This window comes from Streptococcus humanilactis, from assembly GCF_019448275.1.
Classification (GTDB): domain Bacteria; phylum Bacillota; class Bacilli; order Lactobacillales; family Streptococcaceae; genus Streptococcus; species Streptococcus humanilactis.
This window is the reverse complement of the sequence record NZ_JAHXBZ010000003.1, coordinates 48,248-69,448: the sequence shown is the minus strand read 5'-3', so window position 1 is coordinate 69,448 and position 21,201 is coordinate 48,248. Positions and strand designations below refer to the sequence as shown.

12 protein-coding genes are annotated in these 21,201 nt (G+C 41.7%); 9 read left to right on the top strand and 3 right to left on the bottom strand.

Annotated features, from left to right (window positions below; all coding sequences use genetic code 11):
* Positions 1 to 33 precede the first annotated feature (33 nt).
* Both glmS and KV696_RS05620 read left to right on the top strand, forming a co-directional pair.
* Entirely contained in the window at positions 34 to 1,842 is a 1,809-nt protein-coding gene (gene glmS / locus KV696_RS05625) for a glutamine--fructose-6-phosphate transaminase (isomerizing) (RefSeq protein ID WP_219967085.1), read from the top strand.
* 118 nt (positions 1,843 to 1,960) lie between these two features.
* A complete protein-coding gene (locus KV696_RS05620) occupies positions 1,961 to 3,013 on the top strand; it encodes an LLM class flavin-dependent oxidoreductase (RefSeq protein ID WP_219967084.1) in 1,053 nt (350 codons plus the stop codon).
* Between the two features lie 96 nt (positions 3,014 to 3,109).
* On the opposite strand, the gene KV696_RS05615 is transcribed toward KV696_RS05620, so the two are convergent.
* A complete protein-coding gene (locus KV696_RS05615; RefSeq protein WP_219967083.1) occupies positions 3,110 to 7,006 on the bottom strand; it encodes a pullulanase in 3,897 nt (1,298 codons plus the stop codon).
* A gap of 113 nt (positions 7,007 to 7,119) precedes the next feature.
* Positions 7,120 to 8,598, bottom strand: a complete 1,479-nt coding sequence (locus KV696_RS05610) for an AcpB/EbpR/MafR family transcriptional regulator (RefSeq protein ID WP_000353703.1) — start codon at positions 8,596 to 8,598, stop codon at positions 7,120 to 7,122.
* 481 nt (positions 8,599 to 9,079) lie between these two features.
* Here KV696_RS05610 and rpoB point away from each other — a divergent pair, with 481 nt between their 5' ends.
* The 3 genes from rpoB (at position 9,080) to ndk (ending at position 16,923) form a co-directional block, all read left to right on the top strand.
* Entirely contained in the window at positions 9,080 to 12,691 is a 3,612-nt protein-coding gene (gene rpoB, locus KV696_RS05605; RefSeq protein ID WP_000907130.1) for a DNA-directed RNA polymerase subunit beta, read from the top strand.
* 32 nt (positions 12,692 to 12,723) lie between these two features.
* Positions 12,724 to 16,401, top strand: coding sequence for a DNA-directed RNA polymerase subunit beta' (gene rpoC, locus KV696_RS05600; RefSeq protein ID WP_000228740.1), 3,678 nt, complete (start codon positions 12,724 to 12,726; stop codon positions 16,399 to 16,401).
* 108 nt (positions 16,402 to 16,509) lie between these two features.
* Positions 16,510 to 16,923 (top strand): nucleoside-diphosphate kinase, encoded by a 414-nt coding sequence (ndk, locus tag KV696_RS05595; protein ID WP_000438302.1) that lies wholly within the window; start codon positions 16,510 to 16,512, stop codon positions 16,921 to 16,923.
* Between the two features lie 341 nt (positions 16,924 to 17,264).
* On the opposite strand, the gene KV696_RS05590 is transcribed toward ndk, so the two are convergent.
* Positions 17,265 to 18,137, bottom strand: coding sequence for an N-acetylmuramoyl-L-alanine amidase family protein (locus KV696_RS05590; protein WP_219967082.1), 873 nt, complete (start codon positions 18,135 to 18,137; stop codon positions 17,265 to 17,267).
* Positions 18,138 to 18,370: 233 nt separating this feature from the next.
* Here KV696_RS05590 and KV696_RS05585 point away from each other — a divergent pair, with 233 nt between their 5' ends.
* From KV696_RS05585 to KV696_RS05570, 4 genes are all read left to right on the top strand, one after another.
* Positions 18,371 to 19,234: a helix-turn-helix domain-containing protein gene (locus KV696_RS05585; RefSeq protein WP_219967081.1), complete on the top strand. Its 864-nt coding sequence runs from the start codon at positions 18,371 to 18,373 to the stop codon at positions 19,232 to 19,234.
* A 305-nt stretch (positions 19,235 to 19,539) separates the two neighbouring features.
* Positions 19,540 to 20,160, top strand: a complete 621-nt coding sequence (locus KV696_RS05580; protein WP_219967080.1) for a hypothetical protein — start codon at positions 19,540 to 19,542, stop codon at positions 20,158 to 20,160.
* An 84-nt stretch (positions 20,161 to 20,244) separates the two neighbouring features.
* Positions 20,245 to 20,688, top strand: coding sequence for a tRNA (adenosine(37)-N6)-threonylcarbamoyltransferase complex ATPase subunit type 1 TsaE (gene tsaE / locus KV696_RS05575; RefSeq protein WP_050314385.1), 444 nt, complete (start codon positions 20,245 to 20,247; stop codon positions 20,686 to 20,688).
* Positions 20,678 to 21,196 (top strand): GNAT family N-acetyltransferase, encoded by a 519-nt coding sequence (locus KV696_RS05570; RefSeq protein ID WP_219967079.1) that lies wholly within the window; start codon positions 20,678 to 20,680, stop codon positions 21,194 to 21,196. The genes tsaE and KV696_RS05570 overlap by 11 nt, the downstream gene beginning before the upstream one ends.
* The last annotated feature ends 5 nt before the right edge of the window (positions 21,197 to 21,201 follow it).

Genomic DNA, 21,201 nt, shown 5'->3' with positions numbered 1-21,201 from the left:
GAGAAAGCACAGCTTGGCTGTGTCGTATATACTATGTGTGGAATTGTTGGTGTTGTTGGAAACACAAATGCAACTGATATTTTGATTCAAGGGCTTGAAAAGCTCGAATACCGTGGCTATGATTCTGCGGGGATTTTTGTCCTAGGTGGTGCTGAAAATCACCTGGTTAAGGCTGTTGGTCGTATCGCAGAATTGTCTGCCAAGACAGCTGGTGTTGAGGGAACAACTGGTATCGGACATACTCGTTGGGCAACTCACGGGAAACCAACTGAAGACAATGCTCACCCACACCGCTCTGAGACAGAACGTTTTGTCTTGGTTCACAATGGGGTGATTGAGAACTACCTTGAAATCAAGGAAGAATACCTTGCAGGTCACCACTTCAAAGGGCAAACAGATACGGAAATAGCCGTTCATTTGATTGGAAAATTTGCGGAAGAAGACGGTTTGTCAGTTCTTGAAGCCTTCAAAAAAGCCCTTCATATCATCCGTGGTTCTTATGCCTTTGCCTTGATTGACTCTGAAAATCCAGATGCCATTTATGTAGCGAAGAATAAATCACCACTCTTGATTGGTCTTGGAGATGGCTACAACATGGTCTGCTCAGACGCCATGGCTATGATTCGTGAAACCAACCAATACATGGAAATTCATGACCAAGAGTTGGTAATCGTCAAGGCTGATAGCGTGGAAGTTCAAGACTATGATGGTAACAGTCGTGAGCGTGCTAGCTACACTGCTGAGCTTGATTTGTCAGATATCGGTAAGGGAACTTATCCTTACTACATGCTCAAGGAAATCGATGAGCAACCAACGGTTATGCGTAAACTCATCCAAGCCTACACAGATGAGGCTGGTCAAGTTGTCGTAGACCCAGCTATCATCCAGGCTGTTCAAGACGCAGACCGTATCTACATCCTTGCAGCTGGAACATCTTACCACGCAGGATTTGCTTCTAAGAAAATGTTGGAAGAATTGACAGATACACCAGTTGAACTTGGAATCTCATCTGAGTGGGGCTACGGTATGCCACTTCTCAGCAAGAAACCACTCTTCATCTTTATCAGCCAGTCTGGTGAAACAGCAGATAGCCGTCAGGTTTTGGTCAAGGCTAATGAAATGGGAATCCCAAGCTTGACAGTGACAAACGTCCCAGGTTCAACTCTTTCTCGTGAAGCTAACCATACCATGCTCCTTCATGCAGGTCCTGAAATTGCCGTAGCCTCGACCAAGGCTTATACAGCACAAATTGCAGCCCTTGCCTTCTTAGCAAAAGCAGTAGGAGAAGCAAATGGTAATGCTAAGGCGCAAGCCTTTGACTTGGTTCATGAGTTGTCAATCGTAGCTCAGTCTATCGAATCAACTCTTTCAGAGAAAGAAACCATTGAAGCCAAGGTTCGTGAGCTTCTTGAAACAACTCGCAACGCCTTTTATATTGGGCGTGGTCAAGATTACTACGTAGCCATGGAAGCAAGTCTCAAACTTAAAGAGATTTCTTATATCCAGTGTGAAGGCTTTGCGGCAGGAGAACTAAAGCACGGAACCATTGCCTTGATTGAAGAAGGAACGCCTGTCTTGGCCCTCTTGTCAGATCCAGTTCTTGCCAACCACACTCGTGGAAATATCCAAGAGGTGGCAGCCCGTGGTGCCAAAGTCCTCACTATAGCAGAAGAGAATGTTGCTAAAGAGACAGACGACATCGTTCTTACGACCGTCCACCCTTACCTCTCACCAATCTCAATGGTCGTACCAACACAATTGGTCGCTTACTTTGCAACCCTACACCGTGGCCTTGATGTGGATAAACCACGTAACCTTGCTAAGTCAGTAACGGTAGAATAAGCCAAAAAAGTCTAGTTATCTAGGCTTTTTCTTGTGAGCAAATTGGTTGCTTGTACTCAAGATTCGTGTTAGAATAATTTTTCAAAATGAAGGACAGAGGTAGACAAGGAGAATTGCAATGGTAGAATTAGGAATTTCAACATTTGGGGAAACAACGGAGCTTGAAGGGATTGGACAGACTTACAGTCATGCCGAACGCATTCGTCAGTTGGTGGCAGAAATTGAACTGGCTGACAAGGTTGGTTTGGATGTGTATGGGATTGGGGAACATCATCGGGAAGACTTTGCAGTATCTGCCCCAGAGATTGTTCTGGCAGCTGGGGCAGTCAATACCAAGAAAATCCGTTTGACCAGTGCAGTCAGCATTCTCTCAAGCATGGATCCGATTCGTTTGTTCCAACAGTATGCCACTATAGATGCTTTGTCAAATGGACGTGCGGAGATTATGGCTGGAAGGGGTTCTTTCACGGAATCATTTCCTCTGTTTGGCTATGATTTGAAAGACTACGAAGCTCTCTTTGATGAGAAATTAGATTTGCTCCAGTTAGTCAATGAAAAGACAAAACTAGACTGGCAAGGGCGCTTGACCCAAACAATCTCTGGCAAAGAAGTTTATCCTCGTCCAGTTCAGGACAAATTGCCCTTGTGGATAGCGACAGGTGGTCATGTCGAATCAACTGTGAAGATTGCTCAGGCAGGTCTACCGATTGTCTATGCCATTATTGGTGGCAATCCGCGTTATTTTAAAAAGTTGATTCAGGCTTATCGTGAGATTGGGAGTGAAGCGGGCCATACCAGTCATGAACTAAAGGTCGGAGCTCATTCTTGGGGGTGGATTGATGAGGATGGCGAGCAAGCTGTGAAAGATTATTTCCATCCGACCAAGCAAGTAGTGGATGCTATTTCCAAAGACCGTCCACACTGGCAGGAATTGCGTTATGAACAATATTTGGAGCAAGTTGGACCCAATGGCGCCATGTTTGTGGGCAATCCAGATCAGGTGGCAGAAAAATTGATTCGCATGATTGAGGATTTAGGTTTGGACCGCTTCATGCTCCATCTACCGCTTGGTTCTATGCCTCATGAACAAGTTCTAAGAGCTATTGAACTCTTCGGAACACAAGTAGCACCCAAAGTTCGGGCTTATTTTGCCATGAAAGAGGCTAAATAAAAAATCCTAATCAAGCCTATTAGGAAAATAAATATTGTACAAAAATCAATCCCCCGAGCTATAATGCTTGGGGGATTGTTCTATAGGAGGGCTAGTTTAGTTCTCTTTTTTGTTTTTTAGCAAGAAACCGAGACCTAGGAGTGCAAGGAGGCTGATTCCTGCAAACAGAAGTTTGTTATCGTTTTTGGTTCCTGTATTTGGAAGTTCAGCTTGTTTAGCTGGAGTTGCAGGTATATTTTCCTTGTTAGAGTTATCTACCGATTCGTTTCGAACAGCTTCACTTACAGATGATGCTTGTGCTTCTTGTGCTGGTTGTGAAGCTTGTGAATCAGTTGTAGCTTGGCTAGGTTTATCTTCTGTATCAGCTACTTTTGTATCTGGTTTTGCAGAATCAGGTTTAGTTTGTGGAGCTGGAGTTTGCTGTTCCGGTTTGTCTACTCGGTTTGACATATTGTCTTGGCCGTTATTTTGACCGTGTTCTTGTTTTAAGCTAGAAAGCTCAAATTCTGGTTTTTCTTCCACAGCTGGGGCAACGATGGCACCGCCTTGAGAGACTCGAAGAACAGTAGCTGTAAGGGCATTCAATTTCAAGCCTTTTTCAGTCCACTCAAGTCCTTTCGGGTTGGCAATTCCTACTGGCCCTGCTTGGTTTTCATCTGCCAAAACTTCAGCATTTCTGAGGTGGGCAAAGGCAGTTCCCAAATTAAATTCGCGAGCTTTTTCATCCGCGTTGACAAAGACTGCGTAGATATCACCGTTTGGAGCAGTAATTTGGTAGCCAATTACTACATCCTCTTTTTCTACACCATTTTGACCTGGCACAGTGATGAGGTGGATACGGTCTTTGATATCTTGTAGGCTCTTAAGTCGGAAGGCATCTGTAGATTGACGAAGGGCAATCAAACCTTTCATATAGTCACGGCTCTTGATATTTTCAGGATAAGCTTTACCATCTGTAGCCTTAGTCCAGTCAAACTTGTTAATAGCATCACTCGAATCGTAAGAGTCATGGATGAAGTAAGGATAGTCAAATGGATTGCCATCCTTATCACGCAACAAGTGAGATTTGTTTGGAACCTTATCCTCCGCTACTGGAGTCTTGTAGGCTGGGTCACGGAATTGTTTAGTACGTCCGTATTCCTGACCAGAGTGGATAAATGGAGTTCCTTGAGCTGTCAAGACCATGAGGTTTCCAAGTCGCAAACGACGATGGATTTCAGCATAATTCTCAGCCTTGCTTGGGTCTTTTTTGATAGACTGGGCGATGATGTCAAAGAGGGTCAAGTTATCATGGGCTGCGATGTACTGGATAACATCTCCAGGGCTGTCAGCTTCAAAATTGGTTGGTTGAGCAATGAGATTTTTGAAGATAGTGTTGATATCACGCTTGCCACCTGTGATAAAGGCAGGTTGACCTTCGTTTGGATAACCAGACTTGAGGTTGTTACGTATGTCATCTGAGAAGACAGCGACAGTATCGGTATGTTTCATCCAATCTTGGTCAGCAGCTTTAGTAGGCATGTTTTCATCACCGGCATAGGTTCTCCAACCTTCGCCTAACATGATGAGGTTTGGATTGAGGGCGCGTGCAGCCTTGTAAGCTTCTTCGATAGAAGCCGCATCATGGTCTCCCATCATATCAAAGCGGAATCCATCTACTTTGTAGGTATCAACCAGATATTTGATAGAGTCAACTAGAATCCGTTTGGTCATATGGTGGGTTGTCCCCAAACGTCCACCACCAAAGCTAGTGCGAGGTGTCCCATCAGCATCCATAAAGTGGTAGTAGTTTGGCTCTAGGTCTTCAAAGATATCGACTTTGGCTGTATGGTTATACACTACGTCCAGGATAGCTCCCATGCCACGTTTGTGGATCTCGTTGATGAGGTTTTTAAATTCTGCGATTCGTTTTTCTGGATTTTTAGGATCGCTTGAGTACATACCAGTCAATGAGAAGTAGTTTTGAGGGTCATATCCCCAGTTGTAATTGCTGTTGCTTGAAGCATAGTCAGACAAGCGTTCATGGTTTTTCAATTCATTGACAAAGTAGTAAGACAAGACTGGAAGGAGCTGGATGTGGGTCACACCTAAGTCTTTGAGATAGTCTAGTTTTTCAATAAAGGCTTCAAAAGTCCCAAATGGTTTGGTCAAGTCTTTTGCGATGGCAGGATCTGAAGTGAAGTCACGCACATGAGCTTCGTAGATAACGGCATCTTCACGAGTCTTGAAGTTGTGAATCTTACCATAAGTCAAGTCTTGAGGTCCTAATTTAGCTGGATCTACAAAGGCAGCTTTAGCCACTTTATGGGCATCGTCAATCTTGGCATCGTCACTATTCCAAGCAGCGAGGGACTTAGCGTAAGGATCGAGTGCAAGAACAGTTTTCCCTTGACGCTCGATTTGGTATTGATAATAGTAGCCAGTGAAATCAGTGATTCCGAGTTTGTTTGTGCTATCTAGAGTTTGTTTCCAAGTTCCTCTTTCCCCTTTTTCAAGAGCGACAGTTCCAACCACTTTTTCAGGGTTATTCTTGTCGTAGACAACGACAGAAACCTTATCAGCACTTGGTGACCAAAGAGTTAAATCAACCTGTTTTCCTTCTTCTTTGAGGTCGGCTCCAAGTTTGCCATCATAACTGTAAGTCTCATCTTTAAGACGCCAGCTTGTTTTGGTAGTAAATTGGTCGGAATTGTAGCTAACAGTATATGGATGTTTTGTATCTGAGAAATCTCCGCTGTAAGTCACTTTCTTACCAGCTTCATCGATTGCAACATCGGTAATAGTTACTTTGTTTCCTAGGTGATTAGTGATGTTGGAGTGTTTGAGGATATCTTCTTTTTTGGCACCGACTAGTGTTGAAAAACTACTTTCAATGCTAGAAGTTCCTACGTGCTGAGCCCCTGTCATGCGGATATCATGGACATAGTATGGATTTGTGTAAATCGTTTCGTCATCATCTTTTAGGAAAATTTGGCTATGATTTTTCAAATCTGTGAACTTATAATCTTCTTTACGGATTTTCACGTCGTCTCCTTGTTTGCTCTCATCTAATAGTAAAAAGCCGAATTCTTTGGCGGCGTCCTTAAGAGGAATGTCGATATAGCGGCCATATTTGCCTGTAGCCGTAAAGTCTGTTCCGTCAGGCCATTGAGCGCTACTTGGATTTTTCACATCTCCCCAGTACCAGAGAGATTTCTTGTCATAGTTGCCATCTGTGCGGTAGTAGTTGACGCGAATAGTCCCTGCAGGTTGTGGTTCGTAAGAGAAAACTTTGTAATCTTGGTCCAACCAAGCCTCGTTCATTTTTGGTGCCAGTTTTTCTGCCGATTTATCGCCGGTTAGATTTTTCCCAGCTGTATTGTTGATGAGGAAGCTAATTTTCTTGGCTTGTTCTCCCTTTAATTTGACATCTAGGTAGTAGCCATAGTCATCTTTTTTGGCATCCTTAAAGGACAGGGCTCCGTTAGGCCAGTTTTCAGAAGGTTTTTCAACATCGTCCCAAGTCCATAGTCCTTGAGCATCCTTGTTTTCTTCCGGAAGTTTTTTGACATGGATACGGAAGTAGTTGTCTTCGATTGGCTCTTCTGCCTTAGTTTCAGTCGTTACTGGACTAGTAGAAGTAGTTGGCTCGCTTGAACGATCTTGTCCGGTTTGTGTTGCTGAGTCGGCTGGGCTTGCAACAGGAGTGGTTGGCTCTGTTGCAGGTTTTTCTTCTTTTTTCTCTAGGGAAGCGTTTGCATTGTTAGGTGAAGAAAAATCGCTTTCGTTCTTGCCAGCGATGTTTGTTGCATCAGTAAGAGGTTGGGCAAGGGCAGTAGTAGTTTCACTATTACTTGCGTTAGTGGTTGGTGTACTTTCGTTGGCTGAGATAGTTGGCGTAGCCATAGCAAGTAGGACAAGGCTTGCGCCGATAAGGACAGAACCAGTTCCATTTTTGAGGGAACGGATGCTGTAGACCATTTTTTTCTCAGTTTGAGCTGGTGTTTTTCTCATGATGATTCTCCAATCAATAAATTTCTATATCAGTATAGCATGTAGTAAAATAATATGCAAGCGTTTTCTCGAAATTAAAACAAAAGAAAATCGCAACAGGTTTTCTGTTACGACTAAGCTAGTCTTTCTTTATGAATTTGTGACCCCAAAAGGTGGAGGTGGTGAAATAGTTCTGCAGTAGAAAGATTCCGACTACAAATAATGGGTTTCGGACAGTTGGAAACAGGGAAGGTGGCGATAACAATATCGTGTGGAATTTGATTGAAGATTGAGGAAGAGATACTGGACTTTTCCCAAGGATCAAATAGATAGAGATTGTTACCGTAGTGGGCAAGGGTGTCAATTAGGTTTTGTGCGTGCTCACTATCTAGATGACTAATGACCAAAACACGAATTTTGGGAAGTTTTTGAAGTAATTGGACTAAAATGCGTTGTCCTTGGATAGAAAAGGCATAAACTAGCTCTTGTAGTTTACTTGGATGACTCTCTAGACCAATCTCAGCTAGATACGTCTGAAATTTACTTTTACTTACTTCAAATAGTTTTGGAAATTCTTTTTGGTAATTGGTTAAAAGCAGAGACTTTTGCTTTTCAAGAGATTTGTTACTAAGTGGGTGGAGAAAATCAGATTGGGCAGTGTAGTGGAGGAGCCAAATCAATTCTTCGCGATTTGCAATCTGTAGGTGAAATTCTTTAGATAATTCTTCTAAAATTTGACTCAATAAACGATAGGATTTTTGAATCTGATGAATGTCTCCTATCGCTTCATTACAAGGTTTATTTGTGATTTGAGGCGACTTTACTGGGGGTGAAAATAGCTGTTCCAGTGCTTCTTTTGTAGGTTCAAAATGGAGTTTTTTAGCCAGTTTTTTGATATCTTGTTCGAACTGCGGAATTTGCATGAGAGAGCTGTAGTGGCTGGTTAAAAGGGGAGTAGGATTTTCAATAAAGTGTTTCCTTTTAAAACGCTCCATATTGATAGCTAGGGTATATTTGATTTGTCGTAGACTGCTGAGGTTGAGTGACACTTGTTGGGCCTTCAAAAATAACTGAATCAAATCAGTCAAATACTCTTCGGAAATAGAAGAGAAGGGCCAATCAAGAAAGCTGTGACTTTGGCTAAAGTAGTCCAGATAAAAGGCGCGAATGTCTTCTTCTGCTCCCATCATGTTCAAAGGGGAAGGTTGTATGCTGATGCCATAATGTTGCGGAAGTTTAGTATTTAGATGTTGGATGATTTCCTGAACTCGTTCGCAGCTAATCATAAGGTCCTGACATATTTGGTCAAGTGATTGTTCCTCTTTGAAAAATAGACAGTTCAAAAAAGAGTAGATTTCAGATTGTTCAAAGATAGCAATCCTAGGGTCTAAGGAGTTTCGGGCTTCAAACTGCAACTGAATACCTTCTTTTGTTGAGCGAATAAGGAGGTTAGGAAATAATTGTTCAAGTTTAAAAAGGCGATCTTGCAATTCTTCGATTGAAAAATTCAGCTTCTCAGCCAAGACTGGAATTTCTATCCAATCTTGGTGTTTGGTTAGTTCTTCCAGTAACGTTAGCAAATTCTGTTCTGTTTCAGAAAGCAAAATATCCATAACAAACCTCCTTATATATTTATACATATATATTAAAAGAAAAACCAAGTAAAGTCAAGAAAAACAGCCTAAGATAAAATAGGGAAATCGTAATTTACTATATTTTTCTTGAACAATTAAACTGAAAATGAAGTTTGCAAAGTAATCATTGAATTTAATTTTTTATAGGAAAAGATTTTATCAAAAAATCGTTAATCCCCTTGAAAAATCTAGCTAAATAGGGTATAATATGAGTAATCATTTGTCGTAGGTTTTGTCTGAAATATTGTCCAGACAAGGCTCACAGCAGTTAAATCTTCTGAAAAAGTCAGATTTAGCTGCTCTTTTTGTGCTTTTTTTCAGGATTTTGAGTATTTGTAACAAAGACTTAAAGATTCTGAAAATTTATCAAGAGGACACGGTGATAGGGGTTTTACAACCATATGACGATTAGAAAGCCTGATTGACAAGGCTTGGAACTTATTTACAAAGGAGAATCATCTTGGCAGGACATGACGTTCAATACGGGAAACATCGTACCCGTCGTAGTTTTTCAAGAATTAAAGAAGTTCTTGACTTACCAAATTTGATTGAAATTCAAACTGACTCATTCAAAGCTTTCCTAGACCACGGTCTTAAGGAAGTGTTTGAAGATGTATTGCCAATTTCAAACTTCACAGACACAATGGAGTTGGAATTTGTTGGATATGAAATCAAGGAACCAAAATACACGCTAGAAGAAGCTCGTATCCACGATGCTAGCTACTCAGCACCAATTTTTGTAACCTTCCGCTTGATCAATAAAGAAACAGGCGAAATTAAAACCCAAGAAGTTTTCTTTGGTGATTTCCCAATCATGACAGAAATGGGTACCTTCATCATCAATGGTGGTGAACGTATCATCGTATCTCAGTTGGTCCGCTCACCAGGTGTTTACTTTAATGATAAAGTAGACAAAAACGGTAAAGTGGGCTACGGTTCAACTGTTATCCCTAACCGTGGAGCTTGGTTGGAACTTGAAAGCGACTCAAAAGATATCGCCTACACTCGTATCGACCGTACTCGTAAGATTCCATTTACGACCTTGGTTCGTGCGCTTGGTTTCTCAGGTGATGATGAAATCTTTGATATCTTTGGTGATAGCGAATTGGTTCGCAACACTGTTGAAAAAGATATCCACAAGAACCCAATGGACTCTCGTACCGACGAAGCCTTGAAAGAAATTTACGAACGCCTTCGTCCAGGTGAGCCTAAGACTGCTGAAAGCTCACGTAGCTTGCTTGTAGCTCGTTTCTTTGACCCACGTCGCTATGACTTGGCAGCAGTTGGTCGTTACAAGATTAACAAAAAACTCAATGTCAAAACACGCTTGCTCAACCAAACAATTGCGGAACCATTGGTAGACCCTGAAACAGGAGAAATCTTGGTAGAAGCTGGAACAATCATGACTCGTAGTGTGATTGAAAGCATTGAAAGCCATTTGGATGGTGATTTGAACAAGATTGTCTACATTCCAAATGATGCTGCGGTTGTGACTGAGCCAGTTGTTCTTCAAAAATTCAAGGTTGTTGCTCCAACTGATCCAGACCGTGTTGTAACTATTATTGGTAATGCTAATCCAGATGACAAGGTTCGTATCGTCACTCCTGCAGATATCCTTGCTGAGATGAGCTACTTCCTCAACTTGGCTGAAGGGCTTGGCCGTGTAGATGATATCGACCACCTTGGGAACCGTCGTATCCGTGCAGTTGGTGAATTGCTTGCCAACCAAGTACGTCTTGGACTTTCTCGTATGGAACGTAATGTCCGTGAACGTATGTCTGTTCAGGACAACGAAGTCTTGACACCACAACAAATTATCAATATCCGTCCTGTAACAGCTGCGGTTAAAGAATTCTTTGGTTCATCACAGTTGTCACAGTTCATGGACCAACACAACCCACTTTCTGAGTTGTCTCACAAACGCCGTTTGTCAGCCTTAGGACCTGGTGGTTTGACACGTGACCGTGCTGGATATGAAGTGCGTGACGTGCACTACACTCACTATGGTCGTATGTGTCCAATCGAGACACCTGAAGGACCTAACATCGGTTTGATCAATAACTTGTCATCCTACGGACACTTGAACAAGTACGGTTTTGTTCAAACACCATACCGTAAGGTTGATCGTGAAACAGGTGTTGTCACTAACGAAATCGTTTGGTTGACAGCTGATGAAGAAGATGAATATACTGTAGCGCAGGCTAACTCTCGTCTTAACGAAGATGGAACTTTTGCTGAGAAAGTTGTCATGGGACGTCACCAAGGGGTCAACCAAGAGTATCCAGCTAATGTTGTTGACTACATGGACGTATCACCAAAACAGGTAGTTGCCGTTGCGACAGCATGTATTCCTTTCTTGGAAAACGATGACTCCAACCGTGCCCTCATGGGAGCCAACATGCAACGTCAGGCTGTGCCATTGATCAATCCTCAGGCACCTTATGTTGGTACTGGTATGGAATACCAAGCAGCTCATGACTCTGGAGCGGCTGTGATTGCTCAGTATGATGGTAAAGTTACTTACGCAGATGCTGATAAGGTAGAAGTTCGTCGTGAAGATGGTTCATTGGATGTTTACCATATCCAAAAATTCCGTCGTTCAAACTCAGGTACTGCTTACAACCAACGCACTCTCGTAAAAGTTGGCGATGTCGTTGAAAAAGGCGATTTTATCGCTGACGGACCTTCTATGGAAAATGGGGAAATGGCGCTTGGACAAAACCCAATCGTTGCCTACATGACTTGGGAAGGTTACAACTTCGAGGATGCCGTTATCATGAGCGAACGCTTGGTTAAAGACGATGTCTACACATCTGTTCACCTTGAAGAATACGAATCAGAAACACGCGATACAAAGCTTGGGCCTGAAGAAATTACTCGTGAAATTCCAAACGTTGGGGAAGATGCCCTTAAAGACCTTGACGAAATGGGTATTATCCGTATCGGTGCTGAGGTTAAAGAAGGTGATATCCTTGTAGGTAAAGTAACACCTAAGGGTGAGAAGGACCTTTCAGCTGAAGAACGTCTCTTGCACGCTATCTTCGGAGATAAATCTCGTGAAGTGCGTGATACTTCTCTTCGTGTACCACACGGTGCCGATGGTGTCGTTCGTGATGTTAAGATCTTTACACGTGCAAATGGAGATGAGTTGCAATCAGGTGTCAATATGCTGGTTCGCGTCTACATCGCTCAAAAACGTAAGATCAAGGTCGGAGATAAGATGGCCGGACGTCACGGAAATAAAGGGGTTGTCTCTCGTATCGTTCCTGTAGAAGACATGCCTTACCTTCCAGATGGAACTCCAGTCGATATCATGTTGAACCCACTTGGGGTGCCATCACGTATGAATATCGGTCAGGTTATGGAGCTCCACCTTGGTATGGCGGCTCGTACTCTTGGTATCCACATTGCAACACCAGTCTTTGACGGAGCAAGTTCTGAAGATCTTTGGTCAACTGTTAAAGAAGCAGGTATGGATAGCGATGCCAAAACAATCCTTTACGATGGACGTACTGGTGAACCGTTTGATAACCGTGTTTCTGTCGGAGTCATGTACATGATCAAACTCCACCACATGGTTGATGATAAATTGCACGCGCGTTCAGTCGGACCTTACTCAACCGTTACCCAACAACCACTTGGAGGTAAAGCTCAGTTTGGTGGACAACGTTTCGGTGAGATGGAGGTTTGGGCTCTTGAAGCCTACGGTGCCTCAAATGTTCTTCAAGAAATCTTGACTTACAAGTCTGATGATATCAACGGACGTTTGAAAGCTTATGAAGCTATTACAAAAGGAAAACCAATTCCAAAACCAGGTGTTCCAGAATCCTTCCGAGTTCTTGTCAAAGAATTGCAATCTCTTGGTCTTGATATGCGTGTCCTAGACGAAGATGATCAAGAAGTGGAACTTCGTGACTTGGATGAAGGAATGGACGAAGATGTCATCCACGTAGATGACCTTGAAAAAGCCCGCGAAAAAGCAGCCCAAGAGGCTAAAGCAGCTTTTGAAGCTGAAGAAGCTGAGAAAGCAACAAAAGCGGAAGCAACAGAAGAAGCTGCTGAACAAGAATAAGCAGTTCACTTAGAATAGAAAGGGAAGAAATAGTGGTTGATGTAAATCGTTTTAAAAGTATGCAAATCACCCTAGCTTCTCCAAGCAAAGTCCGTTCATGGTCTTATGGAGAAGTAAAAAAACCTGAAACAATCAATTACCGTACCTTGAAACCAGAACGTGAAGGTCTCTTTGATGAAGTTATCTTTGGACCTACAAAAGACTGGGAATGTGCTTGTGGTAAGTACAAACGCATTCGTTACAGAGGAATTGTTTGTGACCGTTGTGGGGTTGAAGTAACGCGTACAAAAGTTCGTCGTGAGCGTATGGGGCACATCGAGTTGAAAGCTCCTGTATCTCACATCTGGTACTTCAAGGGAATTCCAAGCCGTATGGGCTTGACTCTTGATATGAGCCCTCGTGCCCTCGAGGAAGTTATCTACTTTGCGGCTTATGTGGTGATTGATCCTAAGGATACACCACTTGAGCACAAGTCTATCATGACAGAGCGCGAATACCGCGAGCGCTTGCGTGAGTATGGTTATGGATCATTCGTTGCCAAGATGGGTGCCGAAGCCATCCAAGACCTTTTGAAACAAGTAGATCTTGAAAAAGAAATTGCTGAACTCAAAGAAGAGTTGAAAACAGCTACTGGACAAAAACGTGTCAAAGCTATCCGTCGTTTGGATGTTTTGGATGCCTTTTACAAGTCTGGAAACAAACCTGAATGGATGATTCTCAACATCCTTCCAGTTATTCCACCAGATCTTCGTCCAATGTTGCAGTTGGATGGTGGCCGTTTTGCCTCATCTGACTTGAATGATCTTTACCGCCGTGTTATCAACCGTAACAACCGTTTGGCTCGTTTGCTTGAGTTGAATGCACCAGGTATCATCGTTCAAAATGAGAAGCGTATGCTTCAAGAAGCGGTTGACGCTTTGATTGACAATGGTCGTCGTGGTCGTCCAATCACAGGACCAGGTAGCCGTCCTCTTAAATCATTGAGCCACATGCTTAAAGGTAAACAAGGACGCTTCCGTCAAAACTTGCTCGGTAAACGTGTTGACTTCTCAGGACGTTCCGTTATCGCCGTTGGTCCAACGCTTAAGATGTACCAATGTGGTGTGCCACGTGAAATGGCGATCGAACTCTTTAAACCATTCGTGATGCGTGAAATCGTTGCCCGTGATATCGTGCAAAACGTCAAAGCAGCTAAACGCTTGGTGGAACGCGGAGATGAGCGTATCTGGGATATTCTTGAAGAAGTGATCAAAGAACACCCAGTGCTTTTGAACCGCGCACCGACCCTTCACCGTTTGGGTATCCAAGCCTTCGAGCCAGTCTTGATTGATGGTAAGGCGCTTCGCTTGCACCCGCTTGTCTGTGAAGCCTACAATGCCGACTTTGACGGAGACCAAATGGCCATCCACGTACCGCTTTCAGAAGAAGCTCAAGCAGAAGCTCGTATCTTGATGCTCGCTGCTGAGCACATCTTGAACCCGAAAGATGGTAAACCAGTTGTTACTCCATCTCAGGACATGGTTTTGGGTAACTACTACTTGACTATGGAAGAAGCTGGTCGTGAAGGTGAAGGAATGGTCTTCAAAGACCGTGACGAAGCTGTTATGGCTTACCGTAATGGTTATGTTCATCTTCACTCACGTGTTGGTATCGCAACAGACAGCCTCAACAAGCCTTGGACAGAAGAGCAAAAACACAAGGTCTTGCTTACAACTGTTGGTAAAATCCTCTTCAACGACATCATGCCAGAGGGTCTACCATACTTGCAAGAACCAAACAATGCCAACTTGACAGAAGGCGTTCCAGCTAAATACTTCTTGCCACTTGGTGGAGATATCAAGGAAGCAATCAGCAAACTTGAGCTCAACCCTCCATTCAAGAAGAAAAACCTTGGAAATATCATCGCTGAAATCTTCAAACGTTTCCGTACGACAGAAACTTCTGCCCTACTTGACCGTATGAAGAACCTCGGTTACCACCACTCAACTCTTGCAGGATTGACAGTGGGTATTGCCGATATCCCAGTCGTTGACGACAAGGCTGAAATCATTGAAGAATCACACAAACGTGTAGAACAAATCACAAAACAATTCCGTCGTGGTATGATCACAGACGACGAGCGTTACAATGCTGTTACAGCTGAATGGCGTGCTGCCCGTGAAAAACTTGAGAAACGTTTGATTGCCAACCAAGATCCTAAGAACCCAATCGTTATGATGATGGACTCTGGAGCCCGTGGTAATATCTCAAACTTCTCACAGCTTGCCGGTATGCGTGGTCTGATGGCTGCTCCGAACGGACGTATCATGGAATTGCCAATCCTTTCAAACTTCCGCGAAGGTTTGTCAGTACTCGAAATGTTCTTCTCAACTCACGGTGCGCGTAAAGGTATGACCGATACGGCCCTTAAGACAGCCGACTCAGGTTACTTGACTCGTCGTTTGGTTGACGTTGCCCAAGACGTTATCATCCGTGAGGACGACTGTGGAACTGACCGTGGTCTCTTGATCCGTTCTATCGCAGAAGGAAAAGAGATGATCGAGTCTCTTGAAGAACGTCTCAACGGTCGTTACACTAAGAAAACTGTTAAACATCCAGAAACTGGTGCAGTGATTATCGGTCCAAATGAGTTGATTACAGAAGACAAGGCGCGTGAAATTGTTAATGCTGGTGTGGAAGAAGTGACTATCCGTTCCGTATTTACATGTAACACTCGTCACGGTGTCTGCCGTCACTGTTATGGTATCAACTTGGCGACTGGTGATGCGGTTGAAGTTGGTGAAGCAGTTGGTACAATCGCTGCCCAATCTATCGGGGAACCTGGTACACAGCTTACAATGCGTACCTTCCACACGGGTGGGGTTGCCTCAAATACCGATATCACTCAGGGTCTTCCTCGTGTCCAAGAAATCTTTGAAGCCCGCAATCCTAAAGGGGAAGCGGTTATCACAGAGGTTAAAGGACAAGTTACCGCTATCGAAGAAGATGCATCAACTCGTACCAAGAAAGTCTTTGTTAAGGGTGAAACTGGCGAAGGTGAATATGTCGTTCCATTTACAGCTCGTATGCGTGTAGAAGTTGGAGACCAAGTAGCGCGTGGTGCTGCTCTTACAGAAGGTTCTATCCAACCAAAACGTCTCCTTGCAGTTCGTGATGTCTTGTCAGTTGAAACTTACCTTCTCGGTGAAGTACAAAAAGTTTACCGTAGCCAAGGGGTAGAAATCGGTGACAAACACATCGAGGTAATGGTTCGTCAAATGATCCGTAAAGTCCGTGTCATGGATCCAGGTGACACAGATCTTCTCATGGGTACCCTCATGGATATCAATGACTTTACAGACGCTAACAAAGATGTCCTTATCGCAGGTGGAGTGCCAGCGACTGGTCGTCCAGTTCTTATGGGAATTACCAAAGCCTCACTTGAAACAAATAGTTTCTTGTCAGCGGCTTCCTTCCAGGAAACAACTCGTGTCCTTACTGACGCAGCTATCCGTGGTAAGAAAGACCATCTCCTTGGACTCAAGGAAAATGTTATCATCGGTAAGATCATCCCAGCAGGTACTGGTATGGCTCGTTATCGCAACCTTGAACCACATGCTATCAACGAAGAAGAATATCTTAATCCTCCAGTAGAGGAAGAAGGAAATGAAGAAACAACAGAAGTAGTTGTGGATACTGCCGTTGAAACTGTGGAAGAAACAGTAGAATAAGAGAGAATGAGAGAGCCTTCGGGTTCTCTTTCTCTTTTCTGAAAACTTTCTCCCTTTTTCCATGAAATGTGGTAAAATAAAAGAAAGAAGCTGACAAAGGAGACGGGTATGGAACAAACATTTTTTATCATTAAACCAGACGGTGTAAAAAGAGGATTAGTGGGTGAGGTGTTGAAACGCATCGAACAACGTGGATTGACAATAGAAAAATTGGAGTTGCGTACAAAGGTTTCAGAAGAGTTGATTGATCAGCACTATCAGGACTTGGTTGGTCAAAGTTTTTACCCACCGATTCGTGAATTTATGACTTCAGGACCGGTTCTTGTAGGTATCATTTCTGGTCCCAAAGTAATCGAAACTTGGCGGACCATGATGGGCGCGACTCGCCCAGAAGAAGCTTTACCAGGCACTATTCGAGGTGATTTTGCAAAAGCTGCTAGTGAAAACCAAGCTATTCAAAATGTTGTACATGGTTCAGATTCAGAAGAGTCAGCTAAGCGAGAAATTGCTCTTTGGTTTTAAGAGTGGATTGGTTCAATCAATTGGTTAAAAGCTCATTTGAATAGAAAGTATAGTCAATTAGTTTAAGACATGACGCATGATATCAAACTTTTTAGTTTTTGATATGGTGCGTTTTTTGATTAAGTGACTATTAGTTCATCTCGCTCCGTTAGGTGCGAGACGGACTAATAGTCACATAAAAAAGAAAGGACTAACTTCGTCCTTTCTCATTCTTAGCTTTTCTTCAACCCACTACAGTTAACAAAGAGCCTTAATTCTTAAAAATTGATAGCGTTGACAAATGGTAGAAAAAAGCCCTTTTTACTAAGTTAAGTATCAACTACAGTTACGATTAGCATTCGTTACTTAACCCACTCACCATTATAGTTTACGTAGTAACCATCTACTGTGGTATTAACAGCTAGAGCACCTGAACCATACGCATAGTACCATTTACCATTGACTTGGAACCAGCCTGTTTTCATATCTCCATTACTTGCATTTAGATAGTACCAAGTTGAGCCTTCCTGATACCAGCCAGTTGCCATTGCTCCTGATGAACGGAGGTAGTACCACTTATTGCCAAGTTCCTTCCAACCAGTTTGCATGATACCAGTTTCTGAATCTAGATAGTACCAAGCTGAACCATCATTTATCCAACCTGCACGTCTTTCACCACCAATATAGTTTTCTCCATTAATTTCCGTTTTAGCTAGATAATACCAATTAGACTGGTCATAAAGCCAACCTGTCTCTAAAGAATGATTTTGATTAAAGTAATAGTTCGTGTAAAAACTCTTCTCTTCTTTATCTTCCGGATTTGTACGTTTTTCCCCATGCTTTCTTCCAACGCTGTCTTTAGTTTTAACCTCTAATGCTTCCCAACCAACAAACTCTTGTAGCACTCCATTTTTGTCAAAGTAGTACCATTCTGGCATTGGGGAACCTTCTAATCTTATGCCATTAGGGTAAGGACCAATTGTATATCCTTTAACTGGCATTGGAATGTATTGCCAACCAACAACCATTTCACCATTATAATCAAAATAATAGGTCTTGCCATCAATCACTCGCCAGTCCGTTTCTTTGATGTCACCCTTCTTGTAGTAGGTTCTACCATTTTCTTGGACAAATTGCCAACCTTCAGAATCATCTGCAAATACTGTATTGGTAGCTAGCAAACCAAAGAAAATTGCTGTTAGTCCAACTTGCATAGTTTTTTTCAAAAGTTTCATTTATATATACCTCCAATATTTTTAATTCCACGATTTCTCCTCACCTTGTATTGTGAACCTCCTTTCTTTCTGTTTAATTCTAACACACATATGAAAATCAGTCAAGTTTTTATGTTTATTTTTACTTTTTTTAAGATTTATTACCTTAAAGAATTATTTATTCCTTTAACTTGCTATTTTGAACTAAAAATTTTATAATGAAATTAAGCAAATAGGAAGGTTTATTATCTTTAATGAATACACTCGCAGAGAAATTCAGATTAAAAAGAAAAGAGTTGAGACTCTCCCAACAAACTCTTGCAGAAGGAATTTGTGAACAAAGCCAGATTAGTAAAATTGAGAGAGGGCATTTCATTCCCTCCGCAGACCTTTTGTTCAAACTCTCACAACGACTCGAAGTGCCATTAGATTATTTTTTTAATGAACAAATTGAAATTAAATCTAACCTCTCTAATTTCAAGCAATTATCTGCTCGACTATTAGATGACAGAAATTATGACAATTTGGAATATATTTATAGAATAGAGATTGAACGAAGTACTTTTCTAACACTAGAAGACCGAACTTACCTTGAATGGATTAAAGCTATTATTGACTTCTATCAATATGACAGTAAGTGTGAGGCTATTTCTTCATTGGAAAATATATTATTAAAAGTCTCTTCAAATACTCTGATTTATTTAAAGGCGTTGAATACTCTATTTAATTTCTATTCCTTAGTGGGTCGTGAACAAGAATATGAGGCAAACTACTCTCATTTGATGGAGTTATATCAGACAAAAAATTTTGAGCATCAAGAGTTTTTATTTGGCTACATCAGAGTTCGTTACAACTACGCTCACTACCTAGTATCAAAGGAAAAATATAACGAAGCCATCCAAGAAGCTCTTGAGACGATTGAACTCTGTAAACAAAGACAGACAAGCTACCAACTGGCTCCTCTACTTATTCTTGTAGGAAATGCTGGAGCCAAATTTCTAGACAAAGAACAAGTCAAAAATTATTATATAGAAGCAAGAGAGTTATGTAAGATTTATAACAATCCTTTAATGTTGATGAAGATAGAAAATTATTTGAAAGAATTAGATACTGTTTAGTTAATCTTGACATTATAGTTTTTCTGGAACGTTAAATAACCTGTAAGGCTGATAGTGAAATGAATACTATCAGCCTTATTTCAAGTTTATATTCTTCCAAAATCTCTTCAAACCACGTCAGTTCTATCTCCAACCTCAAAACAGTGTTTTGAGCAACCTGTGGTTAGCATCCTAGTTTGCTCTTTGATTTTCATTGAGTATTAGTCTCTGGTGTTTGTTTAGCGTCTAAAAGAGACATTTGAGAAGATTGAAAACAGTTCTCTCTTTTCTCCTAGTATAATGATTGGTAGGAAGGGAGAGAAAAGATGAAATCAATGAGAATCTTATTTTTGTTAGCTTTAATTCAAATCAGTTTGAGTAGCTGTTTCCTATGGAAAGAATGCATCTTGTCCTTTAAACAAAGTACAGCTTTTTTCATCGGAAGTATGGTCTTCGTTTCAGGAATCTGTGCTGGAGTAAATTATCTTTATACCCGTAAGCAAGAAGTCCATAGTGTCCTAGCCAGTAAGAAGTCGGTGAAGCTTTTTTACAGTATGTTACTCTTAATTAATTTGTTAGGAGCTGTCCTTGTTTTGTCAGACAACTTGTTCATCAAAAATACGTTGCAGCAAGAATTAGTTGACTTTTTATTGCCATCCTTCTTTTTCCTATTTGGACTAGATTTGTTGATTTTTTTACCCTTGAAAAAATACATGCGCGATTTTCTTGCTATGCTAGACAGAAAAAAGACAGTGTTGGTGACTATTTTAGCAACACTTCTCTTCTTAAGAAATCCAATGACCATTGTATCACTTCTGATATATATTGGACTGGGTTTGTTTTTTGCAGCCTATCTTGTCCCAAATTCTGTTAAAAAGGAAGTTTCCTTTTATGGTCATATTTTCCGAGATTTTGTATTGGTCATTGCTACGCTCATTTTCTTTTAGAGAAAGCCTGTTTTTATGGAGGTTATGATGGTAAGTTTAGCAGGAAAATAGACACAAAAGAAAAGTTTTTGGTATAATAAGAATATGTACACAAAAAATGAAGAAGAGCTACAATCCTTAGGGGAACGATTGGGCCATTTATTAGAAAAGAATGATGTTTTAATCTTAACTGGAGAACTGGGTGCAGGTAAAACGACCTTTACTAAAGGACTTGCTAAAGGTTTACAGATTTCTCAAATGATTAAAAGTCCAACCTACACTATCGTAAGAGAGTATGAAGGTCGTCTTCCGCTTTACCACCTAGATGTTTATCGTATAGAGGGGGATGCTGATTCTATTGATTTAGATGAATTTCTCTTTGGTGGCGGGGTGACTGTTATTGAGTGGGGCAATCTCTTAGGAGATGCCTTGCCAGATACTTATTTAGAGTTGGAAATTCTAAAAGAAGAAGACGGTCGCAGATTACATTTCCAAGCAAAGGGTTTGCGTGCAGAAAAACTCTTAGAGGAGCTTCAACATGGAGTATGAATTGCTCATTAGAGAAGCAGAGCCTAAAGATGCAGCTGAATTAGTGGTCTTTTTAAATCGTGTGAGTTTGGAGACAGATTTTACCAGCTTAGACGGAGATGGTATTCTCTTGACCAGTGAGGAGATGGAAATATTTCTCAACAAGCAAGCTAGTTCGGACAATCAGATAACCTTACTTGCATTCTTAAATGATAAAATTGCTGGTATCGTAAATATTACAGCTGACCAGCGTAAGAGAGTTCGTCATATTGGAGATCTCTTCATTGTGATTGGAAAAAGATATTGGAATAATGGATTGGGAAGTTTGTTGCTAGAAGAAGCGATAGAGTGGGCACAAGCAAGTGGCATTCTGCGTCGTCTCCAACTGACTGTCCAAACTCGTAATCAAGCTGCAGTTCATCTTTATCAAAAGCATGGCTTTATAATTGAAGGTCGCCAAGAGCGTGGAGCGTATATAGAAGAAGGGAAATTTATCGATGTTTACTTGATGGGTAAACTGATAGATTAGTAGAA

Coding starts and splice junctions, on each gene's coding strand:
- KV696_RS05580 (WP_219967080.1), top strand. CDS start 19,540: ATGAAATCAATGAGAATCTTATTTTTGTTAGCTTTAATTCAAATCAGT.
- KV696_RS05620 (WP_219967084.1), top strand. CDS start 1,961: ATGGTAGAATTAGGAATTTCAACATTTGGGGAAACAACGGAGCTTGAA.
- KV696_RS05610 (WP_000353703.1), bottom strand. CDS start 8,598: ATGGATATTTTGCTTTCTGAAACAGAACAGAATTTGCTAACGTTACTG.
- KV696_RS05585 (WP_219967081.1), top strand. CDS start 18,371: ATGAATACACTCGCAGAGAAATTCAGATTAAAAAGAAAAGAGTTGAGA.
- tsaE (WP_050314385.1), top strand. CDS start 20,245: ATGTACACAAAAAATGAAGAAGAGCTACAATCCTTAGGGGAACGATTG.
- KV696_RS05590 (WP_219967082.1), bottom strand. CDS start 18,137: ATGAAACTTTTGAAAAAAACTATGCAAGTTGGACTAACAGCAATTTTC.
- ndk (WP_000438302.1), top strand. CDS start 16,510: ATGGAACAAACATTTTTTATCATTAAACCAGACGGTGTAAAAAGAGGA.
- KV696_RS05570 (WP_219967079.1), top strand. CDS start 20,678: ATGGAGTATGAATTGCTCATTAGAGAAGCAGAGCCTAAAGATGCAGCT.
- KV696_RS05615 (WP_219967083.1), bottom strand. CDS start 7,006: ATGAGAAAAACACCAGCTCAAACTGAGAAAAAAATGGTCTACAGCATC.
- glmS (WP_219967085.1), top strand. CDS start 34: ATGTGTGGAATTGTTGGTGTTGTTGGAAACACAAATGCAACTGATATT.